The 17,003-nt window shown below is 60.7% G+C and carries 17 protein-coding genes; 8 read left to right on the top strand and 9 right to left on the bottom strand.

Annotated elements, in window-relative coordinates; all coding sequences use genetic code 11:
* Nucleotides 1–8: 8 nt before the first annotated feature.
* A complete protein-coding gene (locus tag BOSE62_RS12865) occupies nt 9–1,223 on the top strand; it encodes an MFS transporter (RefSeq protein WP_159646846.1) in 1,215 nt (404 codons plus the stop codon).
* Here BOSE62_RS12865 and BOSE62_RS12860 read toward each other — a convergent pair.
* The 5 genes from BOSE62_RS12860 to groES form a co-directional block, all read right to left on the bottom strand.
* Nucleotides 1,220–2,224 (bottom strand): NADP-dependent oxidoreductase, encoded by a 1,005-nt coding sequence (locus tag BOSE62_RS12860; RefSeq protein WP_159646844.1) that lies wholly within the window; start codon nt 2,222–2,224, stop codon nt 1,220–1,222. The genes BOSE62_RS12865 and BOSE62_RS12860 overlap by 4 nt on opposite strands.
* 105 nt (nt 2,225–2,329) lie before the next feature.
* A complete protein-coding gene (locus tag BOSE62_RS12855) occupies nt 2,330–3,403 on the bottom strand; it encodes an MBL fold metallo-hydrolase (RefSeq protein ID WP_159646842.1) in 1,074 nt (357 codons plus the stop codon).
* Nucleotides 3,404–3,423: 20 nt separating this feature from the next.
* Nucleotides 3,424–4,800, bottom strand: coding sequence for an L-serine ammonia-lyase (locus tag BOSE62_RS12850; RefSeq protein ID WP_159646840.1), 1,377 nt, complete (start codon nt 4,798–4,800; stop codon nt 3,424–3,426).
* Between the two features lie 221 nt (nt 4,801–5,021).
* Nucleotides 5,022–6,674: a chaperonin GroEL gene (gene groL, locus BOSE62_RS12845; protein ID WP_159646838.1), complete on the bottom strand. Its 1,653-nt coding sequence runs from the start codon at nt 6,672–6,674 to the stop codon at nt 5,022–5,024.
* A gap of 47 nt (nt 6,675–6,721) precedes the next feature.
* Nucleotides 6,722–7,012, bottom strand: coding sequence for a co-chaperone GroES (gene groES, locus BOSE62_RS12840; protein WP_100092959.1), 291 nt, complete (start codon nt 7,010–7,012; stop codon nt 6,722–6,724).
* 325 nt (nt 7,013–7,337) lie between these two features.
* Here groES and BOSE62_RS12835 point away from each other — a divergent pair, with 325 nt between their 5' ends.
* The 7 genes from BOSE62_RS12835 to sppA are packed head-to-tail and all read left to right on the top strand — an operon-like array spanning nt 7,338 to nt 12,849.
* The gene (locus tag BOSE62_RS12835; protein WP_159646836.1) at nt 7,338–7,631 is read left to right on the top strand and encodes a BufA1 family periplasmic bufferin-type metallophore; all 294 of its coding nucleotides are present in this window, start codon (nt 7,338–7,340) and stop codon (nt 7,629–7,631) included.
* A gap of 60 nt (nt 7,632–7,691) precedes the next feature.
* A complete protein-coding gene (gene bufB / locus BOSE62_RS12830; RefSeq protein ID WP_159646834.1) occupies nt 7,692–8,564 on the top strand; it encodes an MNIO family bufferin maturase in 873 nt (290 codons plus the stop codon).
* Nucleotides 8,548–9,279, top strand: coding sequence for an HvfC/BufC family peptide modification chaperone (locus BOSE62_RS12825; protein ID WP_159646832.1), 732 nt, complete (start codon nt 8,548–8,550; stop codon nt 9,277–9,279). Before bufB ends, BOSE62_RS12825 begins: the two co-directional genes overlap by 17 nt.
* Nucleotide 9,280: 1 nt before the next feature.
* On the top strand, nt 9,281–9,721 hold the full coding sequence (locus BOSE62_RS12820) for a DoxX family protein (protein WP_159646830.1): 441 nt from the start codon (nt 9,281–9,283) through the stop codon (nt 9,719–9,721).
* A 4-nt stretch (nt 9,722–9,725) separates the two neighbouring features.
* Nucleotides 9,726–10,250 carry a sigma-70 family RNA polymerase sigma factor gene (locus BOSE62_RS12815; RefSeq protein WP_159646828.1) on the top strand — a complete coding sequence of 175 codons (525 nt, stop codon included), beginning with the start codon at nt 9,726–9,728 and terminating at the stop codon, nt 10,248–10,250.
* Between the two features lie 28 nt (nt 10,251–10,278).
* Nucleotides 10,279–10,905: an NrsF family protein gene (locus BOSE62_RS12810; RefSeq protein WP_159646826.1), complete on the top strand. Its 627-nt coding sequence runs from the start codon at nt 10,279–10,281 to the stop codon at nt 10,903–10,905.
* Nucleotides 10,906–10,962: 57 nt separating this feature from the next.
* Complete coding sequence (gene sppA, locus BOSE62_RS12805) at nt 10,963–12,849, top strand: signal peptide peptidase SppA (protein ID WP_159646824.1); 1,887 nt, start codon at nt 10,963–10,965, stop codon at nt 12,847–12,849.
* Here sppA and BOSE62_RS12800 read toward each other — a convergent pair.
* From BOSE62_RS12800 to lpdA, 4 genes are all read right to left on the bottom strand, one after another.
* The gene (locus BOSE62_RS12800) at nt 12,822–13,454 is read right to left on the bottom strand and encodes a trimeric intracellular cation channel family protein (RefSeq protein ID WP_159646822.1); all 633 of its coding nucleotides are present in this window, start codon (nt 13,452–13,454) and stop codon (nt 12,822–12,824) included. The two genes, sppA and BOSE62_RS12800, sit on opposite strands and share 28 nt — an antisense overlap.
* Nucleotides 13,451–14,125: a PepSY domain-containing protein gene (locus BOSE62_RS12795; protein ID WP_159646820.1), complete on the bottom strand. Its 675-nt coding sequence runs from the start codon at nt 14,123–14,125 to the stop codon at nt 13,451–13,453. Before BOSE62_RS12795 ends, BOSE62_RS12800 begins: the two co-directional genes overlap by 4 nt.
* Nucleotides 14,126–14,155: 30 nt before the next feature.
* Nucleotides 14,156–15,481, bottom strand: coding sequence for an amidase family protein (locus BOSE62_RS12790; protein WP_159646818.1), 1,326 nt, complete (start codon nt 15,479–15,481; stop codon nt 14,156–14,158).
* A gap of 96 nt (nt 15,482–15,577) precedes the next feature.
* Entirely contained in the window at nt 15,578–16,984 is a 1,407-nt protein-coding gene (lpdA, locus tag BOSE62_RS12785) for a dihydrolipoyl dehydrogenase (RefSeq protein WP_159646816.1), read from the bottom strand.
* Nucleotides 16,985–17,003 lie beyond the last annotated feature (19 nt).

Below are 17,003 nucleotides of genomic sequence, written 5' to 3'. Positions count from 1 at the left end.
GATGGGGAATGAAAAGTTCCGCACCGATCGAAAGCCAGGCACCCGCCCGCATCAGCGAGCTGCGGCTCTTCCTCTTCGCGCTGTCGTCTGCGGCGGTAATCGCCAACGGCTATTATCTCCATCCCCTGATCACGCCGGTCGCCGAGGAATTCGGAGTCAGCGGCGCGACCGTCGGACTGGCGCCGGCGTTCAACCAGATCGCCCTTGCTCTGGGCATATTGCTGCTGTTGCCGCTCGGAGACCGGATCAACAACCGCATGCTGGTGACGATTTTTGTCGGCGGACAGTTTCTGGCGATGCTCGCCATGGCCCTGTCCGGCAGCTTCGTGATATTTGCCGCCGCTTCCTCGCTGCTCGGCTTTGTCACCATCGCACCCTATCTGCTGCCGGCCTATGTCACGCAGCGCGTGGCCCCGGAACGCATTGGCCATGTCACCGGAATCATGACCGCGGGCGTGACGCTTGGCATATTGGGCAGCCGGGTCGGCGGCGGCTTGCTCGGCCATTATTTCGGCTGGCGCTCGGCTTATTGGGTGGGAGTGGCATGCATGGCCCTGCTGGTGATCCTGCTGCCGCTGATCATGGAGCGCAAACGGGATGAGAAGCCTTCGGACGTCGAGCCGCCGCGCTATGGCGAGCTGCTTCGCTCGCTCTGGCCGATCATGAAAGCCCTTCCGGAAGTACCGCTGGGCGGGCTGATACAGGCGCTTTCCTTCGGCCTGTTTCTGGCAATCTGGCTGGCCATCGGACTGCACTTGCCGCGCAACGGCTATGGCGTCGATACGGTAGGCTATCTGGCGATCATCGCCATTATCAACGTCTTCGGCTCGCCCTTTGCCGGCCGGTTCGCAGACCGTATCGGCGCCGAACGCGCGCGTATCTATTTCTCGCTGGCACAGCTGGCCGGTGTCTGTGTCCTCCCCTTTGCCGGCCAGAATCTGGTCCTTCTGGTCATCGCGGTCATCTTCAACACCATTGGCGGAGCTTCGGTGGATATCTGCAGCCGGACAATCCTGTTCCAACGCGCACCGGAGATCCGCACAAGGCTGATGACCATCTATATCGTCATCATGTTCATCGGCGGCGGCATATCCAGCTGGCTCGGCACCGCGACATACGAATATGCCGGGTGGCCCGGGATTTCGGTCATGGCGATCTGCTATGCGCTGACCATCATGGGCCTGTCTCTCTGGGGCCTGCGCTTCCGCCAGGCCAGAGGCTAGATTTTCACCAGCACCTTGCCGATATTCCCGCCGCTGAACAATTTTCCATAAGCGGTCAGGACATTCTCGATTCCCCCGGTCACGTCGAACGGCGTGTCGATCAGTCCCTGGTCGAGCCAGCCTTTCAGTTCCGCCGTCAGCCGTTCGCCCTGATCGGCAAAATCGGGCGAGAAAAAGCCTTCGATGCGCAGCCGCTTCATGAGAATCTGGTCAAACTGCTCCGGCCCGCGCCCGCGCCCGTCGCCCTCATATTGGGCGAGTAGTCCGCAAAGCGCGATTCGTCCGTAGAGCGCCATATTGGGCAGCACCGCGTCGAGTATTGGCCCGCCGACATTGTCGAAATAGGCGTTTATGCCACCCTCGACCTTGGCCAGTTCGGCGGCGATATCGTCATTCTTGTAATCGATCGCTTTGGTGATGCCGAGCTCGTCTTCCAGCCAGCGGCATTTATCGGGTCCTCCGGCAAGGCCATAGACATTGGCGCCCAATATCTTCGCAATCTGGCAAGCCAGAACGCCGGTGGAGCCGGCGGCGGCGGAGACGAGGACATTGTCGCCGGCCTTCACGCCTGCCGTTTCCTTGATCCCCCAAAGCGCGGTCCAGCCGTTGAAGCCGAGCACGCCGAAATGCTGCTTGATATCCTCGATCGTGTCATCGACCCTGACCAGCCCGGCCAGTTCCGGCTGCATCACGCTATATTCGGCCCATTGCCCGAAACCGCGGACCAGATCGCCCTCGGCAAAATCGCTATGGCGGGACGCGGCGACATGGCCAAGCACCAGCCCGACCATCTTCGTGCCGAGTTCCAGCGGCGGCTGATAACTGTCCTCGCGCTCGGTCATCCACATGCGGGTGCCCGCGTCCATCGACAGATAGGCCGCTTTGACCAGAACCTCGCCATCGGCGAGTTCCGGCATGGATTCGCTTTCCAGCGACAGTGCGCCCGAGACATCCTGCCCCTCGGGACGGCTGTTCAATTGCCAAAAACGGTTTGTGGTCATGGTCATACCCTCGCGAAGGCGGGGCCCATCTCCCGCTTGTGCGTTTAGACGCAATTTCAGGAGATGGGCTCCTGCCTGCGCCGGAACACAGGAACTGCCGCCAAATTAGAGCAAACTGCCCTGTTCGATACTATCCTTATTGGCGGGAAGGCTGAACAGCCTCCCGTCCTTGCCGAGCACAATCGGGCCGTCATAGGCAGCGTTGGCGCCTTTCATGAAATAGGCGTCAAGATAGCCGAGCGGCAGTGCCGGAACGATATGGGAGAAAACCAGCATCTTCGCCTTCCCGTCCTTCGCCGTCTCCGCCGCCTCGACCGGTGTCGTGTGATAGTCGGGAATGTCCGCCATGATCTTCACCAGCCGTTTGCGACCGGCCTTTTCAAAGGCCGTTTCCAGCGTGCCGACCATCTTGGCGTTCAGCACTTCATGGACCAGCAGATCGCAGCCGTTGCAGATATTGGCGACGACCGGCAGTTTCACCGTATCGCCGCTGAAAACGACCGAGCGGCCCTTGTAATCGAAGCGATAGCCGACCGCGGGCGTGATCGGTTTATGGGCCACGGAAAAGGCGGTGATCCGGATACCGTGCTTGTCGTAGACGACCATCTGTTCCTGTCCTTCGGGGAATGTGAAGGGCCGCGCCGCGCCGCCCGCACCGGAAGCCGGCATCGTCGCTTCGCCATGGTGGGCGATGCGATATTGCACGTCGGCGGCATAAGCCGCGTTCAGACCGTCGACGATCGCGTCGACGCCCTCCGGCGCGATTACCGGCAGCGGCGCATCACGACCGCCACCAGCCCAGCGCTGCAGCATCAGTTCGCCCATGCCGTCGATATGATCGCTGTGGAAATGGGTGAGCAGCAGGGCTTCGGTTGCGCCGGGATTGAGGCCCATCAGCCCCAGATTGCGCACCGCGCCGCCGCCGATATCGACAATGAACAGCTTGCCGTCGATGATCACCGCCGAACAGGGGCCGGCCCGGGTCGGATCGGGCAACGGCGATCCGGAACCGCAGAGCGCGACATGCATGCCCTCCGGCAGGTCGCCGATAACATCGCGTGTCACCGCCGATTCGACCGCGCCGGCAAACAGCCGCTCGCCAATCTGCTCCTGAAACAGCAGCGCAGCGCCGATCACGAACAGCACCATCAGCAGCAGCCCCAGACCCAGCTTCTTCATCGATAATCCTCCCGTTTCGGTCAGCATTCCACCAAATTGACGGCGAGTCCACCTTGCGAGGTTTCCTTGTAGCGCTCGGACATGTCGAGACCGGTCTTGCGCATCGTCTCGATCACCTCGTCGAGACTGACCCGGTGCGTGCCATCGCCAAGTATCGACAGGCGGGCCGCCTCGATCGCCTTGACCGCACCCACCGCGTTGCGCTCGATACAGGGCACCTGCACCAGCCCCCCGACCGGATCGCAGGTCAGGCCGAGATTATGCTCCATACCGATTTCCGCGGCATTCTCTACTTGCAAAGGCGTGCCGCCCCAGGCCGCGGTCAGACCGGCTGCGGCCATCGAACAGGCAACGCCGACTTCCCCCTGACAACCGACTTCCGCGCCGGAAATCGAGGCATTTTCCTTGAACAGGGAGCCGATCGCCGCTGCCGTTAGCAGAAAGGTCTCCACGCCCGCTGCATCCGCCTTTGGCGCAAATCTCTCGTAGAATCGCAGCACCGAGGGAATGATCCCGGCGGCGCCGTTGGTCGGCGCGGTCACCACCTTGCCGCCGGCGGCATTTTCCTCGTTCACCGCCAGCGCCCACAGATTCACCCAGTCGAGAATGGTCAGCGGATCGGACAGGGCGCGTTCCTGCCGCTCCATAAGACGCGCGTGGATCAGCGGCGCCCGGCGCTTGACCCGCAGGCCACCGGGCAAGATGCCGCTCTGCATGATTCCGCGATCGATACAGGCCGACATCGCGTCGGCGATGGCACGAATGTCGGCGCTTATCTGGTCATCGGATTTTTCCGTCCGCTCGTTATCGCGCATGATATCGGCGATAGAGAGGCCCTTTTCCTCTGCGATCCGGAGCAAATCGGCGCCCGAGCAGAAGGGATGCGGCACATCCCAGAGACCGCTTTCCGGATTGTTGCTGCCGATCTGGTCCTCGTCCAGGATCGCGCCGCCGCCGACCGAATAATAGACTCGCGTATCGATAACGTGCTCGCCGGAATAGGCATTGAAGCGCATCGCATTGCTGTGAAAATCGAGCCGCTTTTTCTGGTCGAAGATGACGTCCGCCGTCTCGTCAAAGGCAATCTCCCGCGAACCGTTCAGGCTGATCTTGGCGCCGGAACGGATGTGATCAATCAATCGATCCGCAGCATCAGGTTCAATTTTGTCCGGTCTCTGACCGGAAAGGCCCAGCAGAATGGCCCGGTCGGTCGCGTGCCCCTTGCCGGTCAGCGCCAGCGAACCGAAGAGCAATGTCTCCAGCCTTGTCACCTTTCCCAGCCTGTCGGACTCGTCCAGACGTTCGACAAACATGGCAGCGGCCAGCATCGGCCCCATCGTATGCGAACTCGACGGGCCGACGCCAATCTTGAAGAGATCAAATGTGCTGGCGACCATATATCCCGTCCCTCACCCTGTCCCCGGTGCCCGCCGGGATCCGTCTCCTGAGAAAACGCCTATATCAACGCCGATAGAGAGATGATAGCTTTTGTAACCAGCTTGCGTCGGGGCCACCGGTCGCGCGAATGGACTTGGCCATTATAAAAAAAGCAAAAAAAGGGCCGGAAGTTTCCTTCCGGCCCCTCTTGATTGAGACAGCTCGCGCTGGACGGTCGGGTTTAGAAGCCCATTCCGCCCATGCCGCCGCCCATGCCGCCCATGTCGGGCATGCCGCCACCGGCTTTGTCTTCGGATGGTGTTTCAGCGACAGCCGCTTCGGTGGTGATCAGCAGACCGGCAACCGACGACGCGTCCTGCAGTGCTGCACGGACAACCTTGGTCGGATCGATGACGCCAGCTTTGACAAGGTCTTCATAGACATCGGTCGATGCGTTGAAGCCGAATTCCTTGCTCTTCTGGTCCAGCATCTTGCCGGCAACAACCGCGCCGTCAAAGCCCGCATTTTCAGCGATCTGGCGAACCGGAGCCTGCAGCGCCTTGCGAACGATGTCGATACCGCGGGTCTGGTCGTCGTTGACGCCTTCAAGACCTTTGAGCGCCGAAGTTGCATAGAGCAGAGCGGAACCGCCGCCAGGGACAATGCCTTCTTCAACGGCAGCACGGGTTGCGTGCAGCGCATCGTCGACACGGTCTTTCTTCTCTTTCACTTCGACTTCGGTAGCACCACCGACCTTGATCACGGCAACACCGCCGGCGAGTTTCGCCAGACGTTCCTGCAGCTTCTCTTTGTCATAGTCGGACGTGGTGTTTTCGATCTGCGAACGGATCGCTTCAACACGGGCCTTGATGTCGGCTTTCTTGCCAGCGCCGTCGACGATCGTGGTGTTATCCTTGTCGATCGTGACATTCTTGGCTTCACCGAGCATGTTCAGCGTAACGCTTTCCAGCTTGATGCCGAGATCTTCGGAGATCATTTCGCCCTTGGTGAGGATCGCGATATCTTCGAGCATCGCTTTGCGGCGATCACCGAAACCAGGGGCCTTAACCGCAGCGATCTTCAGGCCGCCGCGCAGCTTGTTAACCACGAGGGTCGCCAGCGCTTCGCCTTCGATATCTTCGGCAATGATCAGGAGCGGACGGCCGGCCTGGACAACAGCTTCCAGAATCGGGAGCAGTGGCTGCAGGTTGGTCAGCTTCTTTTCGTGGATCAGGATGTAGGGATTTTCGAGGTCCGCAATCATCTTGTCCGGGTTGGTGATGAAATAAGGCGACAGGTAACCGCGGTCGAACTGCATGCCTTCAACAACGTCGAGTTCAAAGTCGAGACCCTTGGCTTCTTCGACCGTGATAACGCCTTCCTTGCCAACTTTTTCCATGGCTTCGGCGATTTTCTCGCCAACTTCACGGTCGCCGTTGGCGGATATGATGCCGACCTGGGCAATTTCTTCGCTGCCCTTGACGTCTTTCGAGCGTTTCTTGAGATCCGCAACAACGGTTTCGACAGCCTGGTCGATACCACGCTTCAGATCCATCGGGTTCATGCCGGCCGAAACGGATTTCATGCCTTCCTTGACAATCGCCTGGGCAAGAACGGTTGCGGTGGTCGTGCCGTCGCCAGCAACGTCGTTGGTTTTCGATGCGACTTCACGAAGCATCTGTGCGCCCATATTCTCGAACTTGTCTTTCAGTTCGATTTCCTTGGCAACCGAAACACCATCCTTGGTGATGCGCGGTGCGCCAAAGCTCTTGTCGAGCACAACGTTCCGGCCTTTGGGACCGAGGGTTACTTTAACGGCGTCAGCCAGCGTGTTCACACCCTTGAGGATGCGTTCGCGAGCGTCGCGACCAAATTTTACGTCTTTAGCAGCCATGATATTTTCCTCTGCTTAGTTGATTGAAATGATGATGGGAGAAAGGCTTATTTCTCGAGAATGCCGAGAATATCGCTTTCCTTCATGATGATCAGTTCTTCGCCGTCAACGGTGACTTCCGTGCCGGACCATTTGCCGAACAGGATCTTGTCGCCTTTCTTGACGTCGAGCGGGGTGGCTTTGCCACTGTCGTCTTTCAGGCCATTGCCGACAGCGACAACCTTGCCTTCAGATGGTTTTTCCTGGGCGCTGTCCGGAATGATGATGCCGCCAGCAGTCTTGGTATCCGCTTCGACGCGACGCACCAGTACACGGTCATGTAATGGACGAAATTTCATAGATTTCCCTTTCTTGTCCAATCCAAATCTCTTCAGACCAGTCGCTATGGCCGGTCGGCAGAGCAGAATTTGTGTGAATTAGCACTCTCTCCTTTCGAGTGCTAACAGGGCCCATGTAATGGCTATTCATCCCCCGTCAAGGGAAAGGACGGAAAATATTTCATTGCATTTTCGTTGGATTTCCGAGGCATTGCGATTCGTTCGGCCAGCAATCTGCATTGTATCGCATCGCTGCTGTAACCGGAACAGCAGGCCGGTCGAATGACATTATGAGCCCGCCTCGGCAGGCTCGGACGGGTTCCCCCAAATTGAAAAAGGAAATATTATGTCTGCACTGACCAAAACAACCGCGGCAGCGGCAACCCTTGCCGCGGTTGCCAGCCTGACCCTTTCCGCCACCGCCGCCCAGGCCGCCGGAGCCAAGGAAAAATGCTATGGCGTCGCGCTGGCCGGAAAAAATGACTGCGCCGCCGGTCCCGGCACGACCTGCGCTGGCACCTCCACCGCCGACTATCAGGGCAATGCCTGGAAATATGTCAGCAAAGGCAGCTGCGTCAAAATGGGCGGTACGCTGACCGCGCACAAGGGCAATGCGAAACCGGTTCCCAAACGGGGCTGATCGCGCTAAATTCCGTGGATGGCCGCTATTCCTGACCCTCATGTTTCGTCGGTGACCACCATGCCGCACTCCCTCCCCCCATCGGGTGGCATCGGTCTCAAGTCGGTTCATTACAGTCATGTTCTGGAAGATGATGCGCAGGCGAAACGGCCCTCCTGGGTAGAGGTACATCCACAGAATTACTTCGGCGATGGCGGACCGGCGCACCGCTGGCTCACCGCCATCGCCGGGGTCTATCCCCTGAGTTTTCATAGCGTCGGCCTGTCGCTCGGGAGCGCCGAAGGGCTCCACAGAGACGATCTGGAAAAGCTGGCCGCGCTGTGCGACCGCTATCAGCCGGCGATGGTCTCGGATCATCTCAGCTGGAGCGGCAATGCCCATGACCGCTATCCCGACCTGCTGCCCATTCCCTATACACAGGAAGCGCTTGATCATTTTGCGGCCGAAATCGGCAAGGTGCAGGACCGCCTGCAGCGTCCGATCCTGATCGAGAATCCTTCGCGCTATCTATCCTATCGTGACGACGAGATGAGCGAAACCGACTTCATTCATGCACTCTGTCGCCAGGCGGGCTGCGGCCTGCTGTTCGACATCAACAATGTCGAGGTGACCGCGACCAATGTCGGACTGGACATGCACGCCTATATCGATGCGATCGATCCGGCAATCGTCGGCGAAATCCATCTCGCCGGCCATGCGACGGAAAGCCATGACAGCGGCCCATTGCTGATCGACGATCACGGCTCGATCGTGAGCGACGTCACCTGGGACCTCTATCGCCGCTTCATCACCCGCGCCGGCCCGATCGCCACGCTGATCGAATGGGACACGGATATTCCCGCATATGATGTGCTGATGGCGGAAGTCACGAAGGCGGAAACAATATTGGCCGCCCCCCTGCCGGAAGAGCCGTGCCATGCCCTCGCTCGCTGAAGGCCAGTCGCGCTTTATCGCCTGCCTGCAGCAAGGACCGGCGCATTTTCCTGACGATCTGTTCGCCGAAGACAGAGCGCGGGCGCTGCTCGGCCTGAAGGCGCACGCCAACACCATCTCCCATGCCCGGCTGGTGGCGCTGGAAGACTGCTATCCCCGCTTGCACGAACATATCGGCCATGAGGATTTTCACCGCCTCTCGCGTGCCTATGTGGAGCAGCGGGCCGTCATGGCCAGCGATCTCAACCATATCGGCGCCGGCTTTCCTGCCTTTCTGCAAGAGCGCGGATATGGCGGCGAGAACATCGACCTTGCCCGGATCGAATGGGCCTGGCTGGAAAGCTACCGCAGCGCCGAAGCCCTGCCACTGGCGCTGACCGATATCGCCACGCTCGGCGAAGCCGACCTGCTCGCCTTCCCGGTGGCCCCTCATCCGGCGATGCGGCTGATCGGACTGACCGCGCCGCTGTCGCCGGCGCTAGCCGAGCTGGCTGGCATGGAGTCCGACGCACTGATGATCGCCCGGCCGGAAGCGCAGATCCTGCTCCATCCGCTGAGCGCAACCGAACGGGCGATCGCAGAAAAAATACCTGGCTGCACAAATATGGGTAACCTTTTGGCCCATGCGCTCGAACTGGAGGAAGAAGCCACGGCGATGCAGCCCATCATCAAGCTGATCCAGGCCGGGGCGCTGACACCAGTCGAGGGAAATTGATATGAAATCCATGATCCGGAAAATGATTCGCCTGGTGAGCGGCGCAATACCGGAGGGCCTTGCCCTGCTGTTCGTCCGCGTGGCGCTGGCCGGTATTTTCTGGCGCTCCGCCCGCACCAAGGTCGAGGACGGCAGCTGGTTGCAGATGAGCGACACCACGGTTCTGCTGTTCCGCGAGGAATATGGCATGCCCTTTCCGGAAATCACCGGCCTGCTGGCGACCTACGCGGAACATTTTCTCCCGATCCTCGTGGTGCTCGGCCTGTTCACCCGCATCGGCGCCGCCGGCCTGCTGGTGATGACGCTGGTCATCCAGTTTTTCGTCTATCCCGAGGCCTGGTGGCAAGTGCATATCCTGTGGGTGGCGCTGGCCGGCATATTGATCGCGCGGGGTGGCGGACTATTCTCGCTCGACCGGCTGACCGGTCACAAGTTCGGCTGAACCGATGATCGCCAGCGAAGAAACATTCCGGCGTCTGATGACCAAAGCGCAGGCCGGTGACAAGCTCTGCTATTCCAGCCTGCTGACCGAATGCGAAAAATGGCTGCGGCGCTATTATGCGCACAAGATCAACCCGGCGGCGATCGATGATCTGGTACAGGAAACGCTGATCTCGCTGCATCGCAAACGGGCCAGCTATGATCCGGCAAGGCCGTTTCTGCCATGGCTCGCCGCCATCGGCCGCTATCGCTGGATCGACAGCCTGCGCAAGATATACCGGCACGAGCATGACCAGCTTTACGAAGAAATGGCCGCCGATCCACAGGACGAAACGGTGGCTGCCAAAGTCAGCCTCGAGCGTCTGCTCGACAGGATCCCGCCGAAACAGGCCGAGGTTATCAGCCTGGTCAAGATCGAGGGTCTCAGCATCCTCGAGGCATCGGCCAAAACCGGCCAGTCGGAATCGCTGGTCAAAGTGAATATCCATCGGGGGCTGAAAAAGCTCTCCTCGATGGTCGAAACAGAATGACAGTAAAAGAGTATATATGATGTCGGATATGATGATAAATCGTCTCGTCGAGGATTTGACCCCGGTAAAACCACTGAAAAATCGCAACGGCTTTGCCCTGACGCTGGCCGTTGCCGCGGTCGTGGCGGTGCTGGTTGCGCTGCTTGCCGGGGTTCGCGGGGACCTATTGATGGGCATGCCGCATCCGATGTTCTTTCTGCGTGGCGGAGCGCTGCTGCTGCTCGGTCTGACCAGCAGCTATGCCGTCATCGCGATGAGCCAGCCGGCCGTCGGCAACAGCTTCAAGGGCTGGATATGGGCGCTCGCGGCGGCACTGCTTTTTCCCGCCACGGCAGCGGTCATGGCGATGATGACCAGACCCGATGATATGGCAATATTGGTGGCCCGCTATGGCGTAGAATGTCTGACTGTCAGCATGCTGGCGGGTCTCGGCATAGCGGCGGCCCAGGTGCTCTGGCTGCGCCGCGGCGCACCGGTAGCGCTGGAACGGGCCGGCTGGCTCGTCGGCATGTCGTCCGGCGCTCTGGGCGCGGCGGCTTATGGCCTGCATTGCCCGTTCAACAGCATATTCTACATCGGCCTGTGGTATTCTCTGGCGGTGGCATTATGCGCGATTGCCGGTCGTTTGCTGGTGCCCCGGCTTATCCGCTGGTAATATCGGTGCGTCATCCCATATAGTGGGGGTGAATCCGGTCAAAACAGGGATATGAATATGCAGTTTGCGCGAGCAGCGTGGAAGTTTCTGGTGGCGATAAAGGACGGCATGGTCCTGATCGCGATGCTGCTGTTTTTCGGCGCGCTCTATGCCCTGCTATCGGCCCAGCCCAATAGCGGCGCGATCCGCGACGGCGCCTTGCTGCTCGACCTGAACGGGGTGATTGTCGAAGAGCCGGCGGCCCCGACCTTCGAGGATTTTCTGGCGGGCGCCGGCAACAGTCCGCGCGAATATCGCCTGCGCGATGTCGTCCGTGCGATCGATGCCAGCGCGGAGGATGACCGCGTCAAAGCCATCGTGCTCGACCTCAGCAGCTTTGTCGGCGGCGGCCAGACCAGCCTGACCGATATCGGCGAATCGCTCGCCCGCGCCAGAAAGGCCGGCAAACCGGTCTACGCATTCGCCAATTTCTACAGCGATGACAGCTATCAGCTGGCCGCCCATGCCACGGAAATCTGGATGGATCCGATGGGCGGAATCATTTTTGCCGGACCCGGCGGCAACCGGCTCTATTACAAGGGGTTGATCGACCGGCTCGGAGTGACCGCCAATATCTATCGCGTCGGCACCTACAAGAGCGCGGTCGAACCTTATATGCGCGCCGACCAGTCGCCGGCCTCGCGTGAAGCATCGCAGGCGCTCTACAATGTCCTCTGGGACGGCTGGCTTGCCGATGTCAAAAAATCGCGACCGCAGGCGATGGTCCAGGCCTTTGCCGACGATCCTGCAAGCTTCGTTGCCGACGCCGGCGGCGATTATGCAGCGGTTGCCATACAGCAGAAGCTGATCGACAAGCTGGGTGACAAGACCGCGTTCGACCGCTTTGTTGCCGAACAGGTCGGCACGGACGAAACCCCCGCACCGGACCGTTTCAACGCGATCGACTATGATGACTTTGTCGCCGCCCATCCGGTCGAGACAGACGGCGCCGCGATCGGCGTGATTACCGTCGCCGGCGAGATTGTCGGTGGCCATACCGGCCCCGGCATGGCGGCCAGCGGACGGATTGCCGAACTGATCTACACGGCTCTGGAAGACGAAGAACTCAAGGCGCTGGTGGTTCGCGTGGATTCGCCCGGCGGCTCGGCCTTTGCCAGCGAGGAAATCCGCCTGGCGCTGCTCGAAGCAAAGAAGAAGAAACTGCCGGTCGTCATTTCGATGGGCGATGTCGCGGCAAGCGGCGGTTATTGGATCGCCACGGCCGGCGACCATATCTTTGCCGAGCCCGGCACGATCACCGGTTCTATCGGCGTGTTCGCGGTTCTACCCAGTTTTGAAAAGGCGCTTGCCAAATGGGGAATCACGGCGGACGGCGTCCAGACCACACCACTGTCCGGCGAGCCTGATTTTGTCGGCGGCTTCAGCGACGATCTCGATGTGATCCTGCAGGCTGGTGTCGAAGACAGCTATGGCGACTTCATCAAGCTGGTTGCGGCCGCGCGCGGCAAGACGCCGGAAGAAGTTGATACGGTCGGACAGGGCCGGGTCTGGGATGGCGGTACTGCGCGGCAACTGGGACTGGTTGATGCCTTTGGTGGAATGCCCGAAGCATTGGCCGAAGCGGCCAAGCGCGCGGGCATCGCCGAAGGCGACTATCATGCGCAATATCTCGACCCGCAGACCGGATTTGCCGGGCTGTCCTTTGATGCCATTCCCTTTATCCGTCAGCAAAGCGCGCCGGTCACCGGAGTTATCGGCTGGGCCGCGCAGCGCCAGAAGGCAATCCTCGGCGAAGCGCTGGCCACCGCGCAGGGCTTGCTGGCGCGCGAGGATGTCCAGGCCTTGTGCCTTGAATGCGGAACCGGCCTGAACCGGAACACCCGCGCATCCGCCGGCTGGTTCGACAGGCTGCTGGGCTATTCCTTGTCTTCCGCTCCGCGATAGGCCGGTAGCGACAGGCCTTTCACGATGGCCAGCGCGCGCAGGGCAAATCCTGCGGCGAAGGCGATCAGTGCGGCGATGAAACCCTGCACGCCGATCTGCACCAGCAGCACGAATACCGAGGCCGCAAGTGCCCCGGCGGTCACATAAAGTTCGGGCCTGATGATGATCGAGGGTTCTCCGGCAATCAGATCGCGGATCACCCCGCCGACGCTGGCGGTGATAATACCCATGATCGCGGCAGGGACCGGATCAATGCCCAGTTGCATTGCCTTGGCGGCCCCGAACACCGAATAGGCCGCCAGTCCGATCGCGTCGAACCAGTCAACCGCCGCCGGTCGCCAGAATTTCACCGGTGTAACCCAAATCAGCAGGGCAATCCCCAGACATAATATCGGTACGCGGGCATCCTGCACCCAGAATACCGGCGCGCCGATCAGCAGATCGCGGACGGTACCGCCACCGACACCGGTAACCAGCGCAAAAAAGCCGAAGGTCACCAGGGTCTGCCGGTTGCGCGCCGCGACCAGCGCCCCGGAAATCGCAAATACCGCGATCCCGAACAGATCGAGCCAGCCCAGTGCGCTATAGAGAAAACCCGAATTCATGCCCTTTTCCTTCGTCTGCGCCGGGTGAACAGCAGGACAAATCCGAGAATCGATCCGACCAGCGCAAGCGCCGCCGAACCGATCAATATCGGATGGCTTGTATCCTCGCGCGTCTGCAGGTCCATGATATGCAGGCCCCACATGAAATCGAACGCTCGCCAGAAGCGCGTCCTTACGGCCAGCGTCTCGCCCGTGTCCGCATCGATATAGAAGCGCGCGTCATCGTCAAATATAACCTGCCACGACGGTCGTCCGCTGCGCTGCTCTAGCGGCGCCTGGTCGGCAGCAAACAGGGTAACGGAGCGGATCGCCGCCTCGCCGGCCCGAGCCGCGCTCGCCAGCCTGTTGGCTTCGGCACCCGACACCGGCGGCAACAGGGTGCCGGTCTCTGCGTCCGCCCGTCGCTTTCCGCCATCGGCATAGGCAATTACCCAGAAGGGACCGCTACTGTTCTGCTGCAGGGTCAGGCTCTTTGCCTGCCGCCCGTCGAGCAGCGGCGGCACCGGCTGGATAGCATCAAGCACCGGCGTTTCGCTGCGCAAATGATTGCCCCGCACAGTCTCGATTGGCTGCACCACCATCAGCAGTCCGCTGGCGGTCCAGATAATGATTGGCACCCCGATCAGCCAGCCGAGCCAGACATGCCAGCGCATGAGTTTATGATGTTTCATTCTGGCGTCCCGGACTTCCTGCTAAAACGGCTAAGTCGCCAATAGAGCCCCGATCTGTCGCGCACCATCAATTGTTTGATAATCCTGAAACTTGTCGCCGATCACCTGCATGCCGACGGGCAAGCCGTCGACGGTGCCGACAGGCAGCACGGTTGCAGGAAGACCGGGGAAGGTAACCAGTCCCGCCCAGGCGAGCTGCGGGCTGGCGGGGAGATCTTCACCGTCAATCTCTATATTCCCCTGAAAAATCTGCCCGTCATGATGCCGAAAGGCCGGGGTGGCGCTTACCGGAGCCAGCACAAAATCAAATGTGCCAAACAGATCCCGCCATTGCCGATAGACCCGCGCCTGTATATCGCAAAGGTCAAACCAGTCGCGCACCGTGGCTTGCGTGCCATCGGGTGCCGGCAGGCCGCCGGCCATCGCGATATTGAGCATCTTGAGATAGCTGTCATGGGATGCTTCGAGATCGGGAATCCATTCGCTACGCCGTTCGACCCGGCCCCCGGCATCCTCGATTTGTCCGGCGACCCGGTCCAGTTCGGCGCGATAGCCGCGCGAGCATCCGACCATCGGCTGCTCATCGATCAGCAGAAACCGGCCGCCTTTGACCGCAACATCCCGCCGCTGCAGCGGATGGTCAAGCGTGACCTCCAGTAAGATTGCCAGATCCTCCGCCGAACGCGCCAGCGGACCGCAGACGGACAGTGCCGGTCGCGCGCTATCGGTTCCGGGATAGCCATGGCCCTCGAGGCTGATGACATCAAAGGTCGGCTTGTGCCCCCAGATGCCGCAATAATGCGCAGGCACGCGGATCGATCCGCCGATATCGGATCCGAATTCACAGGGCAGCATCCCCGCGCTGACGGCGGCCGCAGCACCGCCGGAGGAGCCACCCGGGGTGCGGTCGAGATCATGCGGATTGTTGGTCCGGCGATAGACGGGATTGTTTGACTGCCAGTCGGCCAGGTCCGGCGGGACATTGGTCTTGCCAACGATCACAGCCCCCGCCCGCTTGAGCCGCTTGACAACGGCCGCATCGGAAGGCGCGATATTATTGCGCGCATGTTCCAGACCCCAGGTCGAGGGATGACCGGCGAGGTTGAAGCTTTCCTTGACCGTCATCGGTACGCCGAAGAGCGGCTGGCCCGCTTGCGGTCCTTCATCGTCCAGCCGATTGGCTGCAGCACGGGCAGCATCAAAGTCGCGCACGACCACTGCGTTGATCGGACCATCCAGCGCTTCAATCCGGGCGATAGCCGCTTCCGTCGCGTCCCGGGCCGATAATTTCCCGGCGGCAATATCGGACGCGATCCCGGTCGCGGTGGCTTCGGTGGTCAGTGATACAATCGCCATAGTCTCTCCCCCCGGGTTCCGGGCGGGAAGCCGTGACCCTTTTGGGGGATGATGCTAGTGCTGACCGGGCGCCACATCAAGTGCGGAGCATGGACACTACATATGGATCGGCTTGCCCTGCACCGCCATGGCCGCTTCCTTGATCGCTTCCGAATGGGTCGGATGGGCGTGACAGGTATAAGCGATATCCTCGCTGGTCGCGCCGAATTCCATCGCCTGGGTGACCTGCGCGATCATCGTGCCGGCGAGCGACGAGATGATGTGACAGCCAAGCACGCGGTCGGTCTTTGCGTCGGCGATGACCTTGACATAGCCCTCGGTGTCGCGATTGGTCTTGGCGCGGCTGTTGGCGGCGAAAACGAATTTTCCGATCTTATATTCGGTACCGCTGTCCTTCACCTCTTCCTCGGTCTTGCCGATGCTAGCAATTTCGGGATAGGTATAGACGACGCCGGGGATCAGGTCGTGATTGACGATGCCCTGCTGTCCGGCAATAAATTCCGCCGCGGCAATGCCTTCGTCCTCGGCCTTGTGGGCGAGCATCGGACCCGGGGTCACGTCACCGATCGCATAGACGCCGGGCACCTTGGTCTGGAAATCGTGGCCGACCTCGATCTGGCCGCGGTCGTTGGTTTCGACGCCGCTTTTTTCCAGCGCGAGCCCGTCGATATTCGGCTTGCGGCCAATAGCCACCAGCACGACATCAGCTTCCAGCGTCTCGCTGTCGCCGCCCTTGGCCGGTTCCATGGTGAGCGTCGCTTTCTTGCCCTTGACGGTGCAGCCGGTAACCTTGGTGCCGGTCTTGATATCGAACCCCTGTTTCTTGAACATCCGCGCCGCATCCTTGCGGATAGCGCCGTCCATGCCCGGCAGGATCTGGTCGAGATATTCCACCACCGTGACTTTCGCACCGAGCCGCAGCCACACGCTGCCCAGTTCCAGCCCGATCACGCCGCCGCCGATCACGACCATATGGCCGGGAACCTTGGGCAGTTCGAGCGCGCCGGTCGAATCGACCACGACATGCTTGTCATTGTCGATCTCGACGCCCGGCAACGGGGTGACCGAAGAGCCGGTGGCGATCAGGATATTTTTGGCGGTATAGCTCTTGTCGTCGACCTTGACCGTGTGCGCATCTTCAAACGCGCCGCGGCCCTTGATCCAGTCGACCTTGTTCTTCTTGAACAGCAGTTCGATGCCGCCGGTCAATTCGGAGACAGCCTTCAGCTTCTCGGCCAGCATCTGCTTGAGGTCAAGCTTCGCGCCGGTCAGCTTGACGCCGAATTTCTCCAGCGCGCCGCTATGCGCCTCGTGGTAGAGTTCCGAAGCGTGCAGCATCGCCTTGGACGGAATGCAACCGACGTTGAGGCAAGTGCCACCCAGCGTCTCGCGGCTTTCGATGCAGCCGGTCTTCAGACCGAGTTGCGCGGCGCGGATCGCTGCGACATAGCCGCCGGGGCCGGAGCCGATTATCAGAAGATCATAGTCGAAATTGTCGGTCATATTCTGTCTCTCATTCCGT

The organism is Sphingorhabdus sp. 109 (assembly GCF_902506555.1).
Classification (GTDB): Bacteria; Pseudomonadota; Alphaproteobacteria; order Sphingomonadales; family Sphingomonadaceae; genus Parasphingorhabdus.
The sequence above is the reverse complement of the archived record's forward strand: the minus strand, read 5'-3'. Positions and strand labels throughout refer to the sequence as shown.

Excerpts from the sequence above, each read along its gene's own strand:
- BOSE62_RS12865 (WP_159646846.1), top strand. The coding sequence starts at position 9 with ATGAAAAGTTCCGCACCGATCGAAAGCCAGGCACCCGCCCGCATCAGC.
- BOSE62_RS12860 (WP_159646844.1), bottom strand. The coding sequence starts at position 2,224 with ATGACCACAAACCGTTTTTGGCAATTGAACAGCCGTCCCGAGGGGCAG.
- BOSE62_RS12855 (WP_159646842.1), bottom strand. The coding sequence starts at position 3,403 with ATGAAGAAGCTGGGTCTGGGGCTGCTGCTGATGGTGCTGTTCGTGATC.
- BOSE62_RS12850 (WP_159646840.1), bottom strand. The coding sequence starts at position 4,800 with ATGGTCGCCAGCACATTTGATCTCTTCAAGATTGGCGTCGGCCCGTCG.
- groL (WP_159646838.1), bottom strand. The coding sequence starts at position 6,674 with ATGGCTGCTAAAGACGTAAAATTTGGTCGCGACGCTCGCGAACGCATC.
- groES (WP_100092959.1), bottom strand. The coding sequence starts at position 7,012 with ATGAAATTTCGTCCATTACATGACCGTGTACTGGTGCGTCGCGTCGAA.
- BOSE62_RS12835 (WP_159646836.1), top strand. The coding sequence starts at position 7,338 with ATGTCTGCACTGACCAAAACAACCGCGGCAGCGGCAACCCTTGCCGCG.
- bufB (WP_159646834.1), top strand. The coding sequence starts at position 7,692 with ATGCCGCACTCCCTCCCCCCATCGGGTGGCATCGGTCTCAAGTCGGTT.
- BOSE62_RS12825 (WP_159646832.1), top strand. The coding sequence starts at position 8,548 with ATGCCCTCGCTCGCTGAAGGCCAGTCGCGCTTTATCGCCTGCCTGCAG.
- BOSE62_RS12820 (WP_159646830.1), top strand. The coding sequence starts at position 9,281 with ATGAAATCCATGATCCGGAAAATGATTCGCCTGGTGAGCGGCGCAATA.
- BOSE62_RS12815 (WP_159646828.1), top strand. The coding sequence starts at position 9,726 with ATGATCGCCAGCGAAGAAACATTCCGGCGTCTGATGACCAAAGCGCAG.
- BOSE62_RS12810 (WP_159646826.1), top strand. The coding sequence starts at position 10,279 with ATGATGATAAATCGTCTCGTCGAGGATTTGACCCCGGTAAAACCACTG.
- sppA (WP_159646824.1), top strand. The coding sequence starts at position 10,963 with ATGCAGTTTGCGCGAGCAGCGTGGAAGTTTCTGGTGGCGATAAAGGAC.
- BOSE62_RS12800 (WP_159646822.1), bottom strand. The coding sequence starts at position 13,454 with ATGAATTCGGGTTTTCTCTATAGCGCACTGGGCTGGCTCGATCTGTTC.
- BOSE62_RS12795 (WP_159646820.1), bottom strand. The coding sequence starts at position 14,125 with ATGAAACATCATAAACTCATGCGCTGGCATGTCTGGCTCGGCTGGCTG.
- BOSE62_RS12790 (WP_159646818.1), bottom strand. The coding sequence starts at position 15,481 with ATGGCGATTGTATCACTGACCACCGAAGCCACCGCGACCGGGATCGCG.
- lpdA (WP_159646816.1), bottom strand. The coding sequence starts at position 16,984 with ATGACCGACAATTTCGACTATGATCTTCTGATAATCGGCTCCGGCCCC.